Below are 20,904 nucleotides of genomic sequence, written 5' to 3' on the forward strand. Positions count from 1 at the left end.
CGGAAAAAAAATTGTTTATGAAAAAATATTTCTACTTAATACTTAGCGTATTAATAGTTTCGTGCTATACATTGCCGCAAAAAACTAAATTTTATCAAGCTTATAATTCAGTTGATCTAGGAGTTATTGGAGAACAAAAGAAAACTGTAAGAAAAAATGGTTTCGAAGTTTCTGGTATACCCACTTATTTAACTCCGATTAAGCTGGATTTTTCTGCGAAAAGTTTCGATAAACAAAACTTCAAGAGTTACAACAACTTTTTAAAAACTACTACGAAAAAACAAATAGTTAATTTCGTTGATTCTTTAGAGTTTAAGCCCAAATATTTTGAGTTTAAAATCAATGATAAAATTAGTGTTGTAGATCAAATAGAGGAAAAACAATATAATACTAAGGTTAAAAGGTATTTGTATTACAATCCTGAACTTACATTAATTACACAGATAAAATTTGTAGCTAATACTAAAATAGTAGAGCAATTAAAACAAGGAGAAGCATTTTACTTACAAACAAAAGATAATAATCAATCACATATTTTGGTGTATAAAAAAGGTAAGGTGATTCAAGATATAAATACCTCTGAACTTCAAGTTTTTCAATATGATGTAGCTTCTTTTTGTTGGAATGTTGATGAATTGAGGGGTACAGACATTGTTGGATTAGTTGAAGAAGGAGAGTTGTGTCTAAATAAGAGTGTCAGAAACCCAATTGAAGAATTAGAAAAACGAAAAAAAGCAAGAATAGAATTCGATTATTAAGATTTTTCAAAAAGAATAATTAAGTTAACTGAATTTAGTTAAACTCAGGTAGTTTTTTGTTGTAATTCTCGATGATTGTAACATTCGGTATTTTGCTTTGTAATTTCCATGATAAAATCAGGTAAAAATTAATTAAATCAAGGCAACAGTTTTCACATAAGCCAGTTACTTTTAATATTACACCAGTGTCAAGTACTAATAGAGTTACCGTAGAGATAAGTGGGATATTAAGTTCTGGTGAACAAGTAAAGTTTTATTTAGATAATGAACAAGTAGCTATACTTACCGAACCAAATGTAGCCATTTATTATGATGATAAAGGTCAGCGAATAAAGAAAGAATCTAATATTGCAGGAACGTATACCAAACCAACGTATTATGTACGTGATGCTTCTGGTAATCCAATGGCTATTGTTACACCAGAAGTAGGACAAACAATAGAAGATGCAGATGTTGAGCATCCTATTTATGGAAAGAGTAGATTAGGTATTTATAATAAAAACTCGGCAACAAGTGTTTACCAGTTAACAGATCATTTAGGAAATGTACGTGCGGTAATTGCTAAGCAAGGAACAAGCGCAATGGCATTAACAAGTACTACCGATTATTATACATTTGGTATGCCAATGCCTGGTAGAATAACTCAGGATGGAGAAGTTTATCGCTACGGTTACCAAGGACAAGAAGTTGACCAAGAAACTGAGAAAGAGGCCTTTCAATTAGGTTTATGGGATGCGAGAATTGGTAGATGGTTGACGACTGACCCAAAACATGAATTTGCCTCACTGTATTTGGGAATGGCAAATAATCCGTTAAATAAAATTGATCCTGATGGAGGAAGTACTGATGATTGGGTTAGAAAAGATGGGAGTAATCGTTTTTATTATGATCTAAGTATTAACTCTGAAAAAGATGCTGTTTCTAAAGGACTTATATATGGAGGAAAAACATTAGCTGAAGCTACTAAAAATTATATAAATCAATTTAATCCATTGAGTAGATTATTAGGATTTGCGAATTATACTGTGGATATGTCAGATTATTTTAAAACACATTATAGTCCTTTGATATAGAATCTTTTGAAATCCTCAAGAGCAGATATGCTAGAAAGAGAGTATGGCGAAGGAAGTTCATACCCTCATTTTAAAGCAGTATCTTTTGCTGATTTGGAATTCCTAGGAGGAGATTGGGAAGATACAATAATGATATCGGGTGTAGAGTTTGAGGTTACATTATCGGTTACTTTAACTATATCAGATGAAAGATATATAAATCATCTGAGGCCAAGGTTGAATGGTAGAGAAGGATTTACTGGAGACAGTGCCTTATATGCAGATCAAGGAAAATCAAGAAGAGGTTTTAATTTTACTAATTACGATAGAAAAGAGATAGGGGTTTTGTGGATAACTTTTAAAACTAATAAAGATTTTCATTTTGCAGAAGATTACATTAATGGTAGAAATGAGAACACTATATTACAAGAGTATTTTAAAGGACAAGAAAAACTTAAAAACTAATAATGGGAAGAAAATTTTTTTTATTTAGTTTAATAGTGATTGTTATCTTTTTTTATTTTGATTTTAAAAGTAAAAAAGATTTTGTTGAAAGACTAAAACGAGAGAATAAAGAATTTACTTACATGTTAACAGGAGAAATTATAAATAAAGCAGATTTTTTTCCTAAAAATAAAAGTGATATTATTCCATTATTAAAATACATTAATAAAACAACTGAGAATCATTTTAATTATGATATAAACGTAACATATGATCAATTTGAAAAAACTACTAAAGTATCCATAAATAGGAATAATTCTAAAAATTTAATTTCTTTAAAAGAAATCAAAGATTTTGGTATTAAGGAATATTTAAAAATGTGGAATTCAAATATTGTAATTTATCAGTTATTTCAAAATAAATGGGGATACGATATATGTGGTTTGAAAAAATATAGTGATTTAAAAGACAGAAAGAAACTATCACAATATAGTGATTTGTTTAAGTTATATTATAAAAACGAAAAGGTATCTATTGATTTAATAGCAAAATTTAAGATTTTAATAGAGTCATTTCAAAAAAGTATAACAAATAATGGCAATTATTTAGATAATGATAAAATCATTTTTTTAAGATTAAAAAACGGTAAAATTTCCATTGTTTGTGATAATAATTTATCCTCTGATAGGGGTATTTTTATAGTTAATAAGGCTAATAGATTCTTCGAAGAACAGACTTATGATTATTTTGATTATGCGGTTTTTCCAATAATAACTAAATAGCCACCCGCTCGCGCTCGAACAAATAAAAGCAACGGCTAGTGCTCGATTGTATCGAGTACCGTATCAGCTTAGCAAAACAGTATAAGTAGACGATCTTAATTTAAATAATTGAGGTAGTTTTTTTATTTTAGGGTTATAATGTTGAGATTGCTACACGATGTTTCGCTCCCGTTATTAAGAGGTATGTGCCAAATTTGTTTTGGTAACTAGCCGAAGTAATCTCACTATCGATTTACAGATTCCTTCACTGCATTCGCAATGACGTTAGTTTTTTCTTTATACCTTTTGCTCCCGTAATTACGAGGAGGAATCGACGAAGTAATTTTTTTTTTTGAGTTCAAGATATTAAGATTACTTCACTAGGTTAGCAATGACGTTTCGTTCCCGTCATTACTAGGGATGAAATTACGAAGTAATCTTTTATTTTTTGAGTTCTAAATGTTGAGATTGCTTCACTGCATTCGCAATGACGTTGGGTTTTTCTTAACACCTTTTGTACCCGTCATTACGAGGAATGAAATGACGAAGTAATCTTTTTAATTTGAGCTCGAAATGTTGAGATTGCTTCACTGCATTCGCAATGACGTTTTGTTCCCGTCATTACGAGGAATGAAATGACGAAGTAATCTTTTATTTTTTGAGTTCTAAATGTTGAGATTGCTTCACTGCATTCGCAATGACGTTTTGTTCTCGTCATTACGAGGAATGAAATAACGAAGTAATCTTTCTATTCTGAGTTCGAAATGTTAAGATTGCTTCACTACGTTCGCAATGACGTTTTGTTACCGTCATTACGAGGGATGTGCCAAATTTGTTTTGATAACTAGCCGAAGTAATCCCACTATCGCTTTTACAGATTACTTCATTTCACTTCGTTTCATTTGCAATGACCTATAGTTTTTTTCATAGAATGTGAGTTTGATAATTACATAGAAACTAAAAAAACCGAAACTAGCATGTTTCGGTTTTTTTGGTTTTGTAACCTTCCTTTTTCATTTATAGCAACTTCCCCATCAACTTTCCTTTAAAAGTAATTGATAATTGCATAATAGTAGTTTTTTCGTTGAATAAAAAATAACAATAATGATGCCGAAAAAGGTTTAAATTATATAATTGTTAAAATATTCGATTTTTATTAAAGAATAATTTAGTTATAATGTTAAAAATTTTTATTAACATCCTTTACATTCTCTTTTTTTTGATAATCCTAGTTTTTAATACGAAATTCAAAATTTTTCTAAAACTTTTTCAGTATTTAAAAATAGATTCATACATTTAGAGTAATTAAATTTTATTATACCAAATAAAAATCTAAAAATTTATTATTATGTTAAAAAACATTGAAAATTTAGGAAAGTCCCTTAGTAAAAAAGAACAAAAGCAAGTAGAAGGTGGTTTCGGAAACATACCTTGTAGAACAAACAGAGATTGCTGGAATGCTTATCCTTTCTTAGGACCTGGAGACGTTTCATGTAGAAATAGTTGGACAGGATGGGGAGGAAGAGTATGCATATTTAATTAATGGATAGTCCTCAAAATTTAAAAACCTCGCAATTTGCGAGGTTTTTTTATATAGTAGATAGTTTTAAACTTGATACTAAAGATTTGGAATTACCAATTCTTGTCCTGGATGAATTAAATCTGCAGACTTTAAAATATTCGTGTTAGCCTCGAAAATTTCTTTATACTTCATTGCATCTCCATAATAGTGTTTTGCAATTTTTCCCAGAGTCTCTCCACTTTTTACAGTATGATTGGCAAAAATAGATGTATCAGCAACAGTAATGTCAGCTACGATATCACTTGGATTTTCTCCTCCAATTTTTTTTATTTCATCCCATAAAAGATTTTTCTCATACTGATTCTTTGCAATTCCTGAGACATGTAAAACTCCATTTTCTTCTTTTACATCTCCGTTTTGAATTTCTAATTGTTCACCTAGGTTTAAAACACTTTGATATTTTGATTTCATATTGTAAAAATTTTATTTGTTTTAAATATATTAAAAAAACCTCGCAATTTGTGAGGTTTTCTTGTTTCTTCTTGGTTATTATTTTCGTTTTTTAGAATCGGTATACTAATGATAATCTTGCGAAGTTATTAGTTAATCCGAAAGAATAGCTTGATATTTTAGATTCTATTTCAACTGAATTTAAAGTTGATACACTCTTACCAGTAGTATAGGTAAACCTTGGAAGTAGTTCTACACCAAAAGCTAAATTAGAATTAAAAACATAGTTTAAACCTATTACACCAGCAACTGAAGGGGAATAAGTGTTCCTATTAGTTTCAGAAATATCAGTGCTATTTTCACTTTCTTGGTTATAGTGATTATATTCAAATGCTAAATCAGCACCATAACGCAATTCAAGATTTTTGGTAATCTCTTTTCTAAATTCTTTACCGATACTAATACTACCACCAATATTTGTTTGGTCTGTCTCAGAAGAATCGCTAGATGTATTAGTTTTTGCGGCATTCAAAGTTAAGATGTTAAATCGCCATAAATTTGTTGCTGTACCTGTTCTGTAAGTTAAACCAAAGGAGTTTAATGAAGAAAAGTCAATTCCAACTTCTTGTCTTTTTCCTTCTCCTTGAGCAAATGTTGTACTAATTGTAGCACATAATAGCAATAAAGTTAATAGTGTTTTTTTCATAATTTTTGATTTTAAATTTATTTATATGGTTAAGTCCAAGATAGTGCAAGAATGATACCAAAAACGTCAGTTTTAGTGAAGTGTTTGCATAATTAACAATAGATTATAATTGGATGTTTTTTATAAGTTTGTCATGTTCCTCTTCTAGAGAACGACATTACGAAAAATTTTAATTTTGAAGTAATCTGAGCCTTAAGAGTAAACATTTTAATATATTCCTTCATTTCATTCGGAATGAACATTATACAATTCTTTTTTATTTAGAATTACATAAAAAAAGGCCATCATTTTTATGATGGCCTTTAAATTTATATATGTTATGTTCTATAGGTGAATCACTTCATCGTAAGCATCAGCTACAGCTTCCATAACCGCTTCACTCATTGTTGGGTGAGGGTGAATTGCTTTTAATACTTCGTGACCAGTAGTTTCTAATTTTCTACCTAACACAGCTTCTGCGATCATATCTGTAACACCAGCTCCAATCATATGACATCCTAACCATTCACCATACTTTGCATCAAAAATTACTTTTACAAATCCTTCTGGAGTTCCAGCAGCTTTTGCTTTACCTGATGCAGAGAATGGAAATTTACCAACTTTAATATCGTAACCAGCTTCTTTAGCTTTTTCTTCAGTCAATCCTACAGACGCAATTTCTGGAGTAGCATAGGTACAACCAGGAATATTACCGTAATCAATAGTTTCTGTATGTAATCCGGCGATTTTTTCAACACAGGTAATTCCTTCAGCAGAAGCAACATGTGCTAAAGCTGGTCCGGGAGTTACATCTCCAATGGCATAATATCCTGGGATATTTGTTTGATACCAATCGTTTACTAAAATCTTATCTCTATCTGTTACAATTCCAACATCTTCTAATCCAATGTTTTCAATGTTTGTTTTAATTCCTACTGCTGATAATAGGATGTCTGCTTCTAAAATTTGTTCACCTTTTTTAGTTTTAACAGTAGCTTTAACTCCTTCTCCAGAGGTATCAACCGATTCTACAGAAGCGTTTGTCATAACTTTTATTCCTGCTTTTTTGAAAGAACGCTCCATTTGCTTAGAAACATCTTTATCTTCAACAGGAACAATATTTGGCATATATTCTACAATAGTAACTTCAGTTCCCATAGAATTGTAGAAATGAGCAAACTCAACTCCAATAGCACCAGAACCTACAACAATTAAAGATTTAGGCTGAGTTGGCAACGTCATTGCTTTACGATATCCAATTACCTTTTTACCATCTTGAGGTAAGCTTGGTAATTCACGAGATCTAGCTCCAGTTGCAATTATAATATGATCGGCAGAATATTCCGTTATTGTTCCGTCTTCAACAGTAACATCAACTTTTTTTCCTGTTTTAATTTTTCCAAAACCATTGATAACATCAATCTTATTTTTCTTCATTAAGAATTGAACACCTTTACTCATTCCTTCAGCTACACCACGACTTCTTTTGATTACAGCTTCAAAGTCTTTATCAATAGCTTCTGCTTTTAAACCATATTCATCAACATGTTTTAAATAGTCGTATACCTGAGCCGATTTTAATAATGCTTTCGTTGGAATACACCCCCAGTTTAAGCAAATACCACCTAAACTTTCTTTCTCAATTACAGCCGTTTTAAAACCTAATTGAGAAGCTCTAATAGCCGTAACATATCCTCCAGGTCCTGAACCAATCACTATGATGTCGTATTTCATAATTTGTATTTATCTATTAGTTGTTTATTTACATTTTTTGTGGATTAAAAACCATGTCTTTAATTCCGAATTTTTTGCTCGTAACACCTAAAAAGGCATTTGTCGAACTGTGAATTATTATTAAAGCTGCAATGGCAGCCAAAGGGATTTCTAAAATTTGATAAGAAACATAATACTTCCACGTCCCCAAATTTATGGCAATTATTTCACCTAACGTAGGAAAAAAGGCTACCATGAATAATGTTAAGTGTTTTTTTGAACTATCAGAGAGGTCAGGGGTAGATTTATAAATTTGATTTTCAATTTGATACATCAAAATAAAAGCGCCACCCCAAGCAAAGAAAATCCATAAAGGAACTTGTCTTGAAATATCATGATATTCCCAGTATCCATTGGATGTTCCAGCATGTTCAACAGCAATTCCAATAATTCCAGTTACTACAAAACCAATAACAAGGGCAATGCTCAAGGTTTGTTTTTTTATGTTTTTGTAGAATGAGTGTGCAATCTTTAAGATCAATAATATGGCTAATAATAAACCGTATTGGTACAATAATCCTATGGCTATCCCGCCAATAATTAATTTGATTGTATTTTTAATTAAGATTTTTTGCACTACTCTTTACATTCTATCAGGAACATTAATTCCTAATAAACTAAATGCTGATTTAATAGTATCCGCCACCTTTTTAGATAACTGAACTCTAAATACTTTTTTATCTTGATTCTCTTCACCTAAAATTGAAACATTCTGGTAAAAAGAGTTGAATTCTTTTACTAAATCGTACGTGTAATTTGCAACTACAGCAGGAGAATAGCTCTTAGCTGCTTGTTGAATCACTTCTGGATATAATTCTAATTGCTTAATTAATTCTTTCTCCTTATCATGTAAATCAACAGATGAAACAGAAGAATTGTAATTAAAATCAGCTTTTCTTAAAATAGATTGGATTCTAGCATACGTATATTGCACAAAAGGTCCAGTATTTCCTTGGAAATCTACAGAAGCTTGAGGATCGAATAGGATTCTCTTTTTAGGATCTACCTTTAAAATGAAATATTTTAAAGCGCCTAATCCAATGATTTTATATAAAGACTCCTTTTCTTCATCAGAGTATCCTTCTAATTTTCCTAATTCTTGAGAAATCTCACGAGCAGTATTCGTCATTTCATCCATTAAGTCATCAGCATCTACCACTGTTCCTTCACGTGATTTCATTTTACCAGAAGGTAAATCTACCATTCCGTAACTTAAGTGATATAATTGATCAGCCCAGTTATATCCTAACTTCTTTAAGATTAAGAATAATACTTTAAAGTGATAATCTTGCTCATTACCCACAGTATAAACCATTCCGTTTAAATCTGTAAAGTCTTTAGCACGTTGAATAGCCGTACCAATATCTTGAGTCATATATACTGCAGTACCATCTGAACGTAATACTAATTTCTCATCTAAACCATCTTCAGTTAAATCACACCAAACAGATCCATCTTCTTTTTTGAAGAAAACACCATCTTTTAATCCTTGTTCAATAACATCTTTACCTAATAAATAGGTGTCACTTTCATAATATAACTTATCGAAGTTTACACCAATGTTGTCGTATGTTACGTCAAATCCTTCATACACCCAACCGTTCATTGTTTTCCAAAGTTCAACAGTCTCTGAATCTCCAGATTCCCATTTACGTAACATTTCTTGAGCTTCTACAAAAATTGGAGCTTGCTTTTTAGCATCATCCTCAGAAATTCCTCGTTCAACTAATTCTGAAATTTCTTTCTTGTATTCTTTATCGAATTTTACGTAGTAATTACCAACTAATTTATCTCCTTTTAATCCTGTAGATTGTGGAGTTTCTCCGTGTCCAAAACGTTTCCAAGCCAACATTGACTTACAAATATGAATTCCACGATCGTTAATAATTTGTGTTTTATATACTTTATGTCCCGCCGCTTTTAAAATTTCAGAAACCGAATATCCTAATAAAACATTTCTAACGTGTCCTAAGTGCAATGGTTTGTTTGTATTCGGAGAAGAATATTCAACCATTCTCGCATCCGATTCTGAGCTTACAAATCCGTATGATTTGTTTGATGAAATTTCATTGAAGAAGTTAATGTAAAAACTATCATCAATAACTAAATTTAGGAATCCTTTTACTACATTAAATTTAGACACTTCTTGAATGTTTTCTACCAAGTAGTTTCCTAAATCTTCACCAATTTGTACTGGATTTCCTTTCTTGTATCGAAGTAGTGGAAAAATTACTACAGTAATATCTCCTTCAAAATCTTTTCTTGTTGCTTGAAATTCTACAGATGGGATTTCTGTATCGTATAATTTTTTAAACCCTTCTTTAACGTTCGCTTCTAGTAACGATTGTATGCTCATTAGTTGACTTATTTCATTTAAATCGAGTAGCAAAATTACACAATTTTATTGGTTTATATAGCCGAATTCTATTCATATTCCCGTAGCTTTGCAATATGGATAAAGACCTTGAAAATCTTAAAGAATTATCACAAGAGAAACTTGCTGAAAACAAGAAATATTTTCAAAAACTGAAAAAGCGAACACCAAAGCGCCTTGATTTAATTGTACAGGAAATTCATGAAGAGGAATTTGAACGAACGGATTGCTTGAATTGTGGGAATTGTTGTAAAACTACAAGTCCAATGTTTACCTATAAAGATATTGAGCGTATTTCGAAGCATTTAAAAATGAAAGTTTCAGCTTTTGTTTCTCAATATTTACGTATTGATGAAGATGATTTTCATGTATTACAAACCTCTCCATGTCCGTTTTTAGACTTAAACGATAATTCTTGTTTTATTTATAACGTTCGTCCTAAAGCTTGTGCTGAATATCCACATACCAATCGTAAGAAATTCATACAATTAGCTAATTTAACTATCAAAAACACAGAAATTTGTCCTGCTACTTATAGAATTATTGAAGAATTAAAGAAAAAATTACCGATTTCTTAATTTTATTAACGTAGTTATAGGAATAATCCGCACCTTTTTTAGTAAACTTGTTATGTAAATAAACATAACATGGAAGTAATTAAGACCTATTTTGAAAACATGCCAACGCTACATAGGAGTATGCTATTGGTTGGAGGAATTTCATTTTTTTGGCTCATAGAGAGTGGAGTACCTTTATTTAAATTTGGCTATAACAAATGGAAACATGCTTGGCCGAATTTATTTTTTACAGGAACTACAGTAATTATCAATTTTGCACTCGCGTTTCTTTTATTACAAACTTCTTTTTGGGTAGAAGAAAATCAATTCGGTTTAATTAATTGGCTACCAGAAATGCCTTTATGGGCTTACATTGCAATAGGTGTTTTATTCTTAGATTTTTTCGGAGCGTATTTAGCTCATTTAGTAGAGCATAAGTTTATTCCATTATGGATGGTTCATTTAGTTCATCATTCAGATCATAAAGTTGATACGACAACAGCAAACAGACATCATCCTATAGAAAGCGTAATTCGTTTTGCGTTTACATTATTAGGTGTCTTTTTAGTAGGCACTCCTTTTTATATTATTATGTTATATCAGTCTTTATCTTTAATATTTACACAATTTACTCATGCGAATATAAAAATGCCAAGAACATTAGATAAGGTATTAAGTTATGTAATAGTTTCTCCTGATATGCACAAAGTGCATCATCATAATTTGTTGCCTTATACCGACTCGAACTTTGGAAATATCTTTTCTATTTGGGATCGATTATTAGGAACTTACATGGAGCTAGATAGGGATAAAATCGTATATGGAGTTGATACATTCCCAGATGAAGTAAAAAATTCAAACTTGGCAGAATTATTAAAACAACCGTTTCAGGGATATCGAAAACCGACGAACTTGGAAAAGTTATAATAATAAAAAAGCGAGCATTTTTGCTCGCTTTTTTGTTAGATTCTAAAACACTTATATCTTCTATCTGTCAAACTTAAATCTGTTTCAGATTTAAAATACTGCACGTGGTTGTAAGACGCTGTGCTTGCTGAGTAGCACATAAATTGCCAATTCGGTGTTACAGGACCGTCTGGATCCCCTGGATTTATTGGGGTTGAATTATAAGGATTTCCAAAACCACCACCACCGTTAATTCTTTTTTGATCTTTTGCTGGAATTTTTTCCACTCCCTTTACATTTAAAATGCTTTTTTTCATGATTTAATTTTTTAATTAATATTGGTTGCAAATTAGTGCAGATTAAAAAAGCATAGACAAGGAATTTGCCTTAATTATTATAGTATTTATCGCTAAAAATTTTAGGTATAAAAAATGAATTTATAGGTGAATTAACTCTGTTCTAATATTGATTTTTTGTTTTTTACGAGTGGAATTTATCTTCTGATTTAAATGTAAATAATCTTCAATAGATAAATCTAAATCAATACTTATTAAATAGTTTAAGTCAGTTTTTAGAGTATCTAGTTTTGCGAAATGATCTTTAGATTTTATAACAACGATTTCTGGTTTGAATTCGTTTATATAATCTGTTCTAGTAATATCAGATTCTCTTGGAGGTGGTCCATTTTTTAAAAGTTGCTCCTTAAATAACTCAATTCTAATGTCGTAAAAATGGAATAGTCTATTTTGAAAATCATATTGTGTAACAAGTGTTATGACATTATGATTCATAGCATCTAAATAAGGGAAGATTTTTGATAAATCTTTGGTTGTTAAATTTTGTCCTAAAATTAAATATGGTCTATAGTGTACTGGTTTTCCTCCACTGCACGTTGTAGAGTTTAAAAAAAGAGGAATATCTTCAATAGTTGTAATTTTATCATTTAATATAACTTTTAGCTCATTTTCTTCATTCTTAAATAATTTAAAAGAGATAGATGAATAATGATCTATACTATCAGAATGAACTAGTTTTTTTGATTTAATATTTATAAAATCTATTTTCTCGTAGACTTCGTTTACATTATATGATAACTTAAAGTAAGTGTAGTTATTTAAAAGGAGTGAAGAGTCTTTAGTATTGTATTTTAAATATTCTTCATAGATTTCATTATTAATAATTATGGAAATAGAATCTTCTTTTAATTTAAACTTTCCATATGAGCTGAATCCTAAACTGTTATTTATTATAATAGAGTCCTTAATAAACTTGATTTGATAGTCACTAGAATTCTCATAATTCCGCCAAACACCTTCCAAATCTTTTTCTGAAACTTTTTGAGAGCATGATAATATGGATAAAGAGAGTATTACTACAATTATTTGTTTCATGATGTCTTTTTCTTTTGATTTAGTTTTTTATCTCAATTAACTCTGTTCTAATTTTTATGTTTTTGTTTGTTCGAATATTGTTGATTTTATGGATTAGTTTGAAGTATTTCTTAATTGGAATATCAATATTGATACTTATTAAATAATTAGAATTTATTTCAATGTTATCTAATTTTTCAAAATCTCTTTCAGATTTTAATTGAAGCAATTTAGGTTTGAAGTATTTTATATAAGCTTTTTTGTTTTCATATTGAATTAAACTTGGAGGCGGATTTATTTTTTCCTCTTTTTGGATTGGAGGAATTTCTTCATTCCAAACATCTGCATAGCAAGTATAAATATCATATGTTTTCTTACTAATATCAACCTTAGTTATGAAGTTTACTTTAAGAGCGTTGTGTTTTGCCATATCAATAAAGAATGATTTCAATTGCTTTAAATTTGATATTTCAGAACTTAAAAAGACATTCCAACCACCTTTATCGAAATCAGTTAAATATTGATGTAAAATTTCAGTTAAGGGTAAATATTCATCTACCATATAATAAGTTGGTTTGAAAGAGTTATCCAATAGATGAAAAGTATTGATGTAGCTATTTAATTCTTTAGTAGACATTTTAATATCAGATTCTAGGTCAATTAAGTTATAATTCAACTCATTTTTTAATGAAGATTGATACTTTTCATATGTATTACTATCAAATTCTAATATTGAATCACATTTATAAAAATTGAAATTATATTCTAGCGAGTCTTTAAAAGAAATACATATTGTATCTTTTTTAATTTTATATGTACCTTGAAATGAATAGCCAAAATAATCTATTAGTTTGGCATTATTTCCTTTGAAGATAATTTGATTAAAAAATGGATAATTTACTCCATTTTCAGAATTATAAATTGGATTAAATTTCCAACTACCCTCCAAATCTTTTTTTGAAACTTTTTGAGAGCATGATAATATAGATAAAGAGAGTACTACTACAATTATTTGTTTCATGATAGCTTTTTCTTTTTAATTAGTTTTTTGTCTCAATTAACTCTGTTCTAATATTGCCATTTTGCTTTTTACGAAGAGTGTTAATTTTCTGATTTAAATGTAAATACTCCTCAATAGGTAAATCTAAATCAATACTTATTAAATAGTTTAAGTCAGTTTTTAGAGTATCTAGTTTTACAAAATCTTCTTTAGATTTTATGACAACGTTTTCTGGTTTGAATTTATTGATATAGTCTTTTCGATAAATATCTTTTTTGGTATGAGGAACAAGTTCTAAAGTCTGTTCTCTAAAAATCTCAATATTTACTTTATACGAATGAAATAACCGATTTAGAAAATCGTAATGAGTCAAAATATGAATGCTATCATAATTAACAACATTCGAATAGATATAAATTTCTTTTAAATCTTCTAAGTTAATTTTTTCTCCTAACAGTAAATAAGGAGGATGATTTATATGGTTGTCACCAAAGCAATTAGTTACAAGAAGAAAGGAAGATAAATCTTCGACCGATGTTGTTGCGTCATTTAGTACTAGTTTTAATTCATTTCTTCCGTTTTTAAATGCTCGAAAAATACTGGAGTGACTTAAATTTAGACTGTCAGAATGCATTGTTTTAGTTGATTTAATATTTATGAGATCAAATTTTTTATGAACGATGCCGGATGAATCTGCAGCGTTGAATCTCTTGTAGTATCTAGCGTTTTTGTATGAAAGTATTGAATCTTTATAATTATATTTTAAAAAGTCAGTTTTAGTGTTTCCTTCAAAAGATATTAAAATACTATCTTTTTTAAGTTTATATCTCGCTTTATTTGGAAGGCCATAACCATTGTCTATTGTAATAGAGTCGTTCTTAAATGTGAGTTCACCATCACCAGTTCCATCATAAAACCACCAAACACCTTCCAAATCTTTTTTTGAAACTTTTTGAGAGCATGATAATATGAATAAAGAAAGTATTACTACAATTATTTGTTTCATGATATCTTTTTCTTTTGATTTAGTTTTTTATCTCAATTAACTCTGTTCTAATTTTTATGTTTTTGTTTGTTCGAATATTGTTGATTTTATGGATTAGTTTGAAGTATTTCTTAATTGGAATATCAATATTGATACTTATTAAATAATTAGAATTTATTTCAATGTTATCTAATTTTTCAAAATCTCTTTCAGATTTTAATTGAAGCAATTTAGGTTTGAAGTATTTTATATAAGCTTTTTTGTTTTCATATTGAATTAAACTTGGAGGCGGATTTATTTTTTCCTCTTTTTGGATTGGAGGAATTTCTTCATTCCAAACATCTGCATAGCAAGTATAAATATCATATGTTTTCTTACTAATATCAACCTTAGTTATGAAGTTTACTTTAAGAGCGTTGTGTTTTGCCATATCAATATAGAATGATTTCAATAGTTTTAAGTTTGATATTTTGTCACTTAAAAATACATTCCAACCACCTTTTTCAAAATGAATTGAATTATGATGAAAAATTTCATTTAAGGGTAAATATTCATTATACATATAGTAAGTTGGCTTGAAGGATTTGTCTAATAAATGAAAAGTATTGATGTAGCTTTTTAATTCTTTGGCAGACATTTTAATATCAGATTCTAGGTCAATTAAGTTATAATTCAACTCATTTTTTAATGAAGATTGATACTTTTCATATGTATTACTATCAAATTCTAATATTGAATCACATTTATAAAAATTGAAATTATATTCTAGCGAGTCTTTAAAAAAAATATTTATTGAATCTTTTCTTATTTCAAATGTACCGGGTAATGAGAAACCGAAATAATCGATTAGTATAGCATTATTCCCTTTGAAATTGATTTGATTAAAAAATGGGTAATTTTCTTCATGTTCAGAATCATAAATTGGATTTGATTTCCAACTTCCCTCCAAATCTTTTTTTGAAACTTTTTGAGAACATGATAATAAGACTAAAACAAATCCTATGAATAGCAATTTTTTCATTTTCAAATTTTAATGAAATATACAAAAACAGCATAAAAAAAGCGAACTTTTTAAAGTTCGCTAAATTTTAGAGTGATAATTTTCAGGAATTAATATGGCCAACAGATATATACACTACCAGTTTCGTCATAATAAGAAATATGACTAAAACTATTCGGATTTTGATATCTTGTGTAACATGCGAACTTACCACCAGGGGTCCAATAATCTTTATCGTCCTCACTTAGCGTTGAACCAACAGAAACGGTAGAACTTGTTCCAGAACCTCTTCCACCTTTTCCTTTCACAGCTTCGGTTTCATTTTTGGTCAATTCTTGTACTCCATCTAACTTTAAAATTCTTTTTAACATGATTGATTTTATTTTTAGGTTAATATTTTAAAGTTATCGAAACGCCAGCCTTAAGTAAATTAATATTTTCCGAAACTGTCGTTTTAGTTTATAAAAGGACGTATTTATTTTTTAAGAGTATAAATAAAAAAGGCGAACTATGTAGTTCGCCCAAATTTTAATTTAATACCGGTCCTAAAGGATCAGAAATTGAATCATCAAATTGGTAATTTGGATTAAATGGAAAACAAACGGTTGTAGGCGAACTTAAATCTATTGGTGAAATAAAGAATCTGTTACCAGAGTTATTTCTATAACACTTAAATGAAACATTAGGGTTATCGTCGATAATACCATCTAAATGACCGCCGTTAATTGCCTTTTGTTCTTCAGTACTTAATTGCTGAATATCGATTAAGTTTAAAATGTTTTTTGACATGATTTTAAAATTTTTGGTTAATACTGTAAAAGTATCTCCAAAGTAATATCTGAGATTGTAATATTTTCTGAAATGTAGCAGAGAGTTTCTGATTTGTTTATTTTTCCAATTGTGCATCCATGTCAAGTAATTCAAGAATTTTTCTACCACGTGCTGTACATCCTTTTCCTTCATGAATAACTTTACTTCTAATAATATATTTTAATTCAGGATGAACCCAATCTTGATATTTACCGAAAACATATAAAGTAGTCATAGTGTAAGCTTTTACAGCAATTTTTTTATCAGTCATTAACCAGTCAAATCCAGTTTCTATGATTCTCGTGATATGATCGTTGGTGAGAAGCTGTTTAGTTCTATTTTCTTCCTTATTTGAAAAGTTATTAGCTAAGTGCTCACAAATTTTAGCGCAGGTTCTTATAGAACCATCAAAATATAAGTGAGATAGTCCTTTTGTGAAAGTATCTAAATATGGTAAAACATGATTAATTCCATGATGTGTACAAATCCATTCTAAAATCCAGCTAGCTTTAACCGAAATAGGATTATCCACTTTAAATGTTAAATCTACCAGTAGTTCTATTAATTCTGGTTGTTTCAATACAATATTTGCAGCTTTAATACGATTTACTTTTTTAGGGTTTTCAATATTGTTTAATACAGAAATTAAAAAATCGATACTCATATTAGTAGGGTTTGTGTACTTTTACAATTATAAAACTAAATATAAGGACAAAAGAGAGAAACAATGAGCAAAGTTAACGTGATACTTGTCTTAAGTTTTGTAGTAGCTTCTTTTACTGCATTTGGTCAAAAAATAAATAAGTTAGATTCTCAAGGAAGAAGAACAGGAATTTGGAAGAAATATTATGAAAACGGTGATATTAGATACGAAGGAGAATTTAAAAATGGAAAAGAAATAGGAACGTTTTCTTTTTATAATCAAGGCTCATCGTATCCAGAAATTGTGAAGATTTTTTCTAATACTTCAGACACAGCTTCAGTAAAATTTTACAATAAAACACGTGTAAAAACCAAAGGTAAAATGGTGGGTAAAAAACGTGTTGGTAAATGGATTTATTACTTCGCAGATGGTCAAAGAATTTTTTCCGAAGAAAATTATGAGAACGGACTTCTAGATGGAGTGGTTAAAAATTACTATGATAATGGTAATGTAACTGAAGAAACTTTCTATGAAGAAGGAAGGAAACACGGAACTTCAAAAATTTATACAGAAGAAGGGATTTTAATTGAAGATGTAATTTATGTTGATGGAAAACTGAATGGTTTAGGTAAATATTACGACTTAAAAGGTGTTATCAAAGAGAAAGGAATATATGAAAATGGTGCAAGAAAAGGGAAATGGGAATATTACATCGATGGTGAGGTTTCTGCAAAAGGAAGACCGAGAAAAAGCATGCTAAAAGATGATGCTAAACCAAAACAAGAGGAGGAAGAGTAGTAATTTTCTTTTATAAATTCATTTTATATACTTATCAATTTTTCCCATTAAAGAAACAGATTCTTATTCGTAAATTTGCTGTCTAAATTTGGCAAAATATGAAAAGAGTAGTGGTCGGACTTTCAGGAGGAGTAGATAGCAGTGTAACCGCTTATTTATTGCAAAAACAAGGATATGAAGTTATTGGCCTTTTTATGAAGAATTGGCATGACGATTCTGTTACTATTTCTGACGAATGTCCTTGGTTAGAAGATAGCAATGATGCTATGATTGTTGCTGAAAAATTAGGAATTCCATTTCAAACTGTCGATTTAAGTGAACAATACAAAGAACGTATTGTTGATTATATGTTTGATGAATACGAAAAAGGAAGAACTCCAAATCCAGATGTTCTATGTAATCGTGAGATTAAGTTTGATGTTTTTATGGACATTGCACTTGGTTTGGGAGCAGACTACGTTGCTACTGGACATTATTGCAGAAAAGAAGAGGAAATTATAGACGGAAAACCAGTTTATAAATTATTAGCTGGGAAAGATGGAAATAAAGACCAATCTTATTTCTTGTGTCAGTTATCTCAAGAGCAATTATCCAAAGCTTTATTTCCGGTTGGAGAATTAACAAAACCTGAAGTAAGAGAAATTGCAAAAGAAGCAGATTTAATTACTGCTGAGAAAAAAGATTCTCAAGGATTATGTTTTATTGGTAAAGTTCGTTTACCAGATTTTCTTCAACAAAAACTTCAACCGAAAGAAGGAGTGATCGTTCAAGTTCCAGATTCTTTGGAGGCATATAATAAACCATTACCACGTTTTGAAAATAAACAGGCAGAATTAACGTACAAGTCAAAAAAGTTCGAATATGATGTTGCTGATGGAAAAGTTGTAGGAAAGCATCAAGGAGCTCATTATTTTACAAAAGGACAAAGAAAAGGACTTGCAGTAGGAGGAACTAAGGAACCTTTGTTTGTAATTGAAACAGATGTAGAAGAAAACGTAATTTTTACAGGAGAAGGAAAAAATCACAGAGGGTTATATAGAAACGTATTGTTTGTTTCCAATGAAGAACTGCATTGGGTTCGTGAAGATTTAGCTTTAGCTAATGATGAAACAATGGAAGTTGAAGCAAGAATTCGTTATCGTCAGCCTTTAGAAAAAGCAATATTACATAAAGTAGAAAATGGATTGTTTGTGGAGTTTGAAAATCCTCAATCAGCCATTCAAGAAGGGCAATTCGTTGCTTGGTACAATAATGAAGAACTTTTAGGATCAGGAGTGATTTCATAAGAACTTTTGATTTAATAATTAAATAAAAACAGTAACTTTCAATCATGAAGAAGTTACTGTTTTTTTTACCACTACTATTAAGTACAAACTTATTTGCTCAGGAACATGCTTGGGTTTATTTAAAAGATAAACCAAGTGAGGCAACGTATATTGCGTCACCATTAACAATGTTATCTCAAAGAGCATTAGATCGACGAACTAAACAAGGAATTTCACTCGACAATAAAGATGTTCCTATTGAAGCTTCTTACTACAATCAAATAAAATCCGCAACAGGAATTACTGTATTAGGAAAATCAAAATGGCTTAACGCTATTCATGTAATTGGTCAAATTAACGATATTAATAATTTAAACACGAGTTTTACATTTATTGATAGGATTGATTTTGCAAATCGTTCTTTAAATGCAAAAGGAACTGTAAATTTCAAAAAGCAAAAGCAAGTACTTAACAATCATAAAAGTAAATTCCAAAGTGGAAAGCCAACATATAATTATGGTGATGCTACTAACCAAATAGAAATGCTAGGTGGAGATTTCTTACATGAAAATGGATACACAGGTGCAGGAATTCATATCGCAGTTATTGATGCAGGTTTTCCGAATGTAAATACACTTGGAGCTTTTTCAGGTTTACGAAAGAATAATCAAATTTTAGGTGGTTACGATTTTGTAAATAGAAGTACTAATTTTTACACGGGTAATTCTCATGGAACACATGTGCTGTCTGATATAGCTGCTTATAAAGAGAACGATTTTATTGGAACTGCTCCAGATGCATCTTTTTATTTATTTAGAACGGAAGATGCAGCTAGTGAAACACCATTGGAAGAAACCTTATGGGTAGAAGCAGCGGAAAGATCAGATAGTTTAGGTGTTGATATCATAAATACGTCATTAGGTTATACAACTTTTGATAACTCAAATTATAATTATTCTTACAGCGATATGAATGGTGAAACTACATTTATCACTAGAGGAGCTGAGATTGGATCGAGTAGAGGAATGTTATTGGTAACTTCTGCCGGTAATTCAGGAAACAGTCCCTGGAAATACATAAGTGCACCAGCCGATGCCAATTCTGTATTTACTGTTGGAGCTGTAAATTCTGTTGAAACTATTGCTTCATTTAGTTCGTATGGTCCAACAGCTGATGGCCGGGTAAAACCTGATGTATTAGGTCAAGGACAAAACGTTTATATTGTAAATTATATCTCTGGAAGTAATGCATTGTCAAATGGTACTTCATTTTCTTCTCCAGTAATGACTGGTGTCATTGCTTGTTTTTGGCAAGCTTTTCCTAATAAAACAAATATGGAAATAATGGATATTGTTAGAAAATCTGCTGATAGATATTCAAATCCTACAGATCAATACGGATATGGTGTTCCAGATTTTGAGGCTGCATTTAATGTAACACTTTCTGCGGATGAATTTGAATTAGATGGTTTTTCAATTTTTCCGAATCCTGCAGGAGATAATCTAACTATTAATATAGCCAATAGTAACATACAAGATTACAGAATTTTAATTTATAACATTTTAGGAAAAGAAGTATTAAAGTTTCATAATACTCAAACTAACGTAATAAATGTTTCTTCACTTAATGGTGGAATTTATCTGTTGAGTTTATCGAATGGAAATAGTAAAAAGGTGATAAAGCTTATTAAAAGATAATTATTAAGATATTTGGTGTTTAGAATTACTAGTAAATTAAAGTTTTCTGTGAAG

Annotated in this window: 23 protein-coding genes; 10 read left to right on the plus strand and 13 right to left on the minus strand. The window is 29.8% G+C overall.

The annotated features are described in order from the left end of the window. The first annotated feature begins 17 nt into the window (after positions 1-17). The 5 genes from BTO06_RS05730 (at position 18) to BTO06_RS05750 (ending at position 4,558) form a co-directional block, all read left to right on the plus strand. Positions 18-758, plus strand: coding sequence for a hypothetical protein (locus BTO06_RS05730; RefSeq protein ID WP_157811753.1), 741 nt, complete (start codon positions 18-20; stop codon positions 756-758). Between the two features lie 185 nt (positions 759-943). Continuing rightward, positions 944-1,831 carry an RHS repeat domain-containing protein gene (locus BTO06_RS05735; protein ID WP_100924382.1) on the plus strand — a complete coding sequence of 296 codons (888 nt, stop codon included), beginning with the start codon at positions 944-946 and terminating at the stop codon, positions 1,829-1,831. A 6-nt stretch (positions 1,832-1,837) separates the two neighbouring features. Continuing rightward, positions 1,838-2,275: a hypothetical protein gene (locus BTO06_RS05740; protein WP_157811754.1), complete on the plus strand. Its 438-nt coding sequence runs from the start codon at positions 1,838-1,840 to the stop codon at positions 2,273-2,275. 2 nt (positions 2,276-2,277) lie between these two features. Next, a complete protein-coding gene (locus tag BTO06_RS05745) occupies positions 2,278-3,036 on the plus strand; it encodes a hypothetical protein (protein ID WP_100924384.1) in 759 nt (252 codons plus the stop codon). Positions 3,037-4,363: 1,327 nt separating this feature from the next. After that, entirely contained in the window at positions 4,364-4,558 is a 195-nt protein-coding gene (locus BTO06_RS05750) for a hypothetical protein (protein WP_100924385.1), read from the plus strand. A 75-nt stretch (positions 4,559-4,633) separates the two neighbouring features. On the opposite strand, the gene BTO06_RS05755 is transcribed toward BTO06_RS05750, so the two are convergent. The 5 genes from BTO06_RS05755 to argS form a co-directional block, all read right to left on the minus strand. Then, a complete protein-coding gene (locus BTO06_RS05755; protein WP_100924386.1) occupies positions 4,634-5,008 on the minus strand; it encodes a LysM peptidoglycan-binding domain-containing protein in 375 nt (124 codons plus the stop codon). A 91-nt stretch (positions 5,009-5,099) separates the two neighbouring features. After that, positions 5,100-5,693: a hypothetical protein gene (locus BTO06_RS05760; RefSeq protein ID WP_100924387.1), complete on the minus strand. Its 594-nt coding sequence runs from the start codon at positions 5,691-5,693 to the stop codon at positions 5,100-5,102. 324 nt (positions 5,694-6,017) lie between these two features. Continuing rightward, positions 6,018-7,406, minus strand: coding sequence for a dihydrolipoyl dehydrogenase (gene lpdA / locus BTO06_RS05765; RefSeq protein WP_100924388.1), 1,389 nt, complete (start codon positions 7,404-7,406; stop codon positions 6,018-6,020). Positions 7,407-7,434: 28 nt separating this feature from the next. Continuing rightward, on the minus strand, positions 7,435-8,022 hold the full coding sequence (locus BTO06_RS05770) for a hypothetical protein (RefSeq protein WP_100924389.1): 588 nt from the start codon (positions 8,020-8,022) through the stop codon (positions 7,435-7,437). Positions 8,023-8,028: 6 nt separating this feature from the next. Beyond that, on the minus strand, positions 8,029-9,801 hold the full coding sequence (argS, locus tag BTO06_RS05775; protein WP_100924390.1) for an arginine--tRNA ligase: 1,773 nt from the start codon (positions 9,799-9,801) through the stop codon (positions 8,029-8,031). Between the two features lie 95 nt (positions 9,802-9,896). On the opposite strand from argS, the gene BTO06_RS05780 reads away from it, so the two are divergent. Together BTO06_RS05780 and BTO06_RS05785 are read left to right on the plus strand one after the other, a co-directional pair. Beyond that, positions 9,897-10,397 (plus strand): YkgJ family cysteine cluster protein, encoded by a 501-nt coding sequence (locus BTO06_RS05780; protein ID WP_100924391.1) that lies wholly within the window; start codon positions 9,897-9,899, stop codon positions 10,395-10,397. 69 nt (positions 10,398-10,466) lie between these two features. Then, complete coding sequence (locus tag BTO06_RS05785) at positions 10,467-11,303, plus strand: sterol desaturase family protein (protein ID WP_100924392.1); 837 nt, start codon at positions 10,467-10,469, stop codon at positions 11,301-11,303. Between the two features lie 35 nt (positions 11,304-11,338). On the opposite strand, the gene BTO06_RS05790 is transcribed toward BTO06_RS05785, so the two are convergent. The 8 genes from BTO06_RS05790 to BTO06_RS05825 all read right to left on the minus strand — a co-directional run bounded on the left by BTO06_RS05790 (position 11,339) and on the right by BTO06_RS05825 (position 17,111). Next, positions 11,339-11,599: a hypothetical protein gene (locus tag BTO06_RS05790; RefSeq protein ID WP_100924393.1), complete on the minus strand. Its 261-nt coding sequence runs from the start codon at positions 11,597-11,599 to the stop codon at positions 11,339-11,341. Between the two features lie 120 nt (positions 11,600-11,719). Then, entirely contained in the window at positions 11,720-12,673 is a 954-nt protein-coding gene (locus BTO06_RS05795) for a hypothetical protein (RefSeq protein ID WP_100924394.1), read from the minus strand. A 19-nt stretch (positions 12,674-12,692) separates the two neighbouring features. Continuing rightward, on the minus strand, positions 12,693-13,673 hold the full coding sequence (locus BTO06_RS05800; RefSeq protein ID WP_100924395.1) for a hypothetical protein: 981 nt from the start codon (positions 13,671-13,673) through the stop codon (positions 12,693-12,695). 19 nt (positions 13,674-13,692) lie between these two features. Continuing rightward, positions 13,693-14,658 carry a hypothetical protein gene (locus tag BTO06_RS05805; protein WP_100924396.1) on the minus strand — a complete coding sequence of 322 codons (966 nt, stop codon included), beginning with the start codon at positions 14,656-14,658 and terminating at the stop codon, positions 13,693-13,695. A gap of 19 nt (positions 14,659-14,677) precedes the next feature. Next, positions 14,678-15,658, minus strand: a complete 981-nt coding sequence (locus tag BTO06_RS05810; RefSeq protein ID WP_100924397.1) for a hypothetical protein — start codon at positions 15,656-15,658, stop codon at positions 14,678-14,680. An 89-nt stretch (positions 15,659-15,747) separates the two neighbouring features. Next, positions 15,748-16,008 (minus strand): hypothetical protein, encoded by a 261-nt coding sequence (locus BTO06_RS05815; protein ID WP_100924398.1) that lies wholly within the window; start codon positions 16,006-16,008, stop codon positions 15,748-15,750. 157 nt (positions 16,009-16,165) lie between these two features. Then, positions 16,166-16,426, minus strand: a complete 261-nt coding sequence (locus BTO06_RS05820) for a hypothetical protein (protein ID WP_157811755.1) — start codon at positions 16,424-16,426, stop codon at positions 16,166-16,168. 97 nt (positions 16,427-16,523) lie between these two features. Further along, on the minus strand, positions 16,524-17,111 hold the full coding sequence (locus BTO06_RS05825; RefSeq protein WP_100924400.1) for an adenylosuccinate lyase: 588 nt from the start codon (positions 17,109-17,111) through the stop codon (positions 16,524-16,526). A gap of 63 nt (positions 17,112-17,174) precedes the next feature. On the opposite strand from BTO06_RS05825, the gene BTO06_RS05830 reads away from it, so the two are divergent. The 3 genes from BTO06_RS05830 to BTO06_RS05840 all read left to right on the plus strand — a co-directional run bounded on the left by BTO06_RS05830 (position 17,175) and on the right by BTO06_RS05840 (position 20,850). Next, a complete protein-coding gene (locus BTO06_RS05830) occupies positions 17,175-17,888 on the plus strand; it encodes a toxin-antitoxin system YwqK family antitoxin (RefSeq protein ID WP_100924401.1) in 714 nt (237 codons plus the stop codon). Between the two features lie 98 nt (positions 17,889-17,986). Then, positions 17,987-19,174, plus strand: a complete 1,188-nt coding sequence (gene mnmA / locus BTO06_RS05835; protein WP_100924402.1) for a tRNA 2-thiouridine(34) synthase MnmA — start codon at positions 17,987-17,989, stop codon at positions 19,172-19,174. 44 nt (positions 19,175-19,218) lie between these two features. Further along, complete coding sequence (locus BTO06_RS05840) at positions 19,219-20,850, plus strand: S8 family serine peptidase (protein WP_100924403.1); 1,632 nt, start codon at positions 19,219-19,221, stop codon at positions 20,848-20,850. Positions 20,851-20,904: the final 54 nt, after the last annotated feature.

This window comes from Tenacibaculum sp. SZ-18 (assembly GCF_002813915.1).
In the GTDB taxonomy this organism is placed as follows: Bacteria; Bacteroidota; Bacteroidia; order Flavobacteriales; family Flavobacteriaceae; genus Polaribacter.

Coding starts and splice junctions, on each gene's coding strand:
- BTO06_RS05760 (WP_100924387.1), bottom strand. CDS start 5,693: ATGAAAAAAACACTATTAACTTTATTGCTATTATGTGCTACAATTAGT.
- BTO06_RS05830 (WP_100924401.1), top strand. CDS start 17,175: ATGAGCAAAGTTAACGTGATACTTGTCTTAAGTTTTGTAGTAGCTTCT.
- BTO06_RS05810 (WP_100924397.1), bottom strand. CDS start 15,658: ATGAAAAAATTGCTATTCATAGGATTTGTTTTAGTCTTATTATCATGT.
- BTO06_RS05730 (WP_157811753.1), top strand. CDS start 18: ATGAAAAAATATTTCTACTTAATACTTAGCGTATTAATAGTTTCGTGC.
- BTO06_RS05805 (WP_100924396.1), bottom strand. CDS start 14,658: ATGAAACAAATAATTGTAGTAATACTTTCTTTATTCATATTATCATGC.
- BTO06_RS05785 (WP_100924392.1), top strand. CDS start 10,467: ATGGAAGTAATTAAGACCTATTTTGAAAACATGCCAACGCTACATAGG.
- BTO06_RS05795 (WP_100924394.1), bottom strand. CDS start 12,673: ATGAAACAAATAATTGTAGTAATACTCTCTTTATCCATATTATCATGC.
- BTO06_RS05790 (WP_100924393.1), bottom strand. CDS start 11,599: ATGAAAAAAAGCATTTTAAATGTAAAGGGAGTGGAAAAAATTCCAGCA.
- BTO06_RS05745 (WP_100924384.1), top strand. CDS start 2,278: ATGGGAAGAAAATTTTTTTTATTTAGTTTAATAGTGATTGTTATCTTT.
- BTO06_RS05820 (WP_157811755.1), bottom strand. CDS start 16,426: ATGTCAAAAAACATTTTAAACTTAATCGATATTCAGCAATTAAGTACT.
- BTO06_RS05780 (WP_100924391.1), top strand. CDS start 9,897: ATGGATAAAGACCTTGAAAATCTTAAAGAATTATCACAAGAGAAACTT.
- lpdA (WP_100924388.1), bottom strand. CDS start 7,406: ATGAAATACGACATCATAGTGATTGGTTCAGGACCTGGAGGATATGTT.
- BTO06_RS05800 (WP_100924395.1), bottom strand. CDS start 13,673: ATGAAACAAATAATTGTAGTAGTACTCTCTTTATCTATATTATCATGC.
- mnmA (WP_100924402.1), top strand. CDS start 17,987: ATGAAAAGAGTAGTGGTCGGACTTTCAGGAGGAGTAGATAGCAGTGTA.
- BTO06_RS05840 (WP_100924403.1), top strand. CDS start 19,219: ATGAAGAAGTTACTGTTTTTTTTACCACTACTATTAAGTACAAACTTA.
- BTO06_RS05755 (WP_100924386.1), bottom strand. CDS start 5,008: ATGAAATCAAAATATCAAAGTGTTTTAAACCTAGGTGAACAATTAGAA.
- BTO06_RS05815 (WP_100924398.1), bottom strand. CDS start 16,008: ATGTTAAAAAGAATTTTAAAGTTAGATGGAGTACAAGAATTGACCAAA.
- BTO06_RS05750 (WP_100924385.1), top strand. CDS start 4,364: ATGTTAAAAAACATTGAAAATTTAGGAAAGTCCCTTAGTAAAAAAGAA.
- BTO06_RS05825 (WP_100924400.1), bottom strand. CDS start 17,111: ATGAGTATCGATTTTTTAATTTCTGTATTAAACAATATTGAAAACCCT.
- argS (WP_100924390.1), bottom strand. CDS start 9,801: ATGAGCATACAATCGTTACTAGAAGCGAACGTTAAAGAAGGGTTTAAA.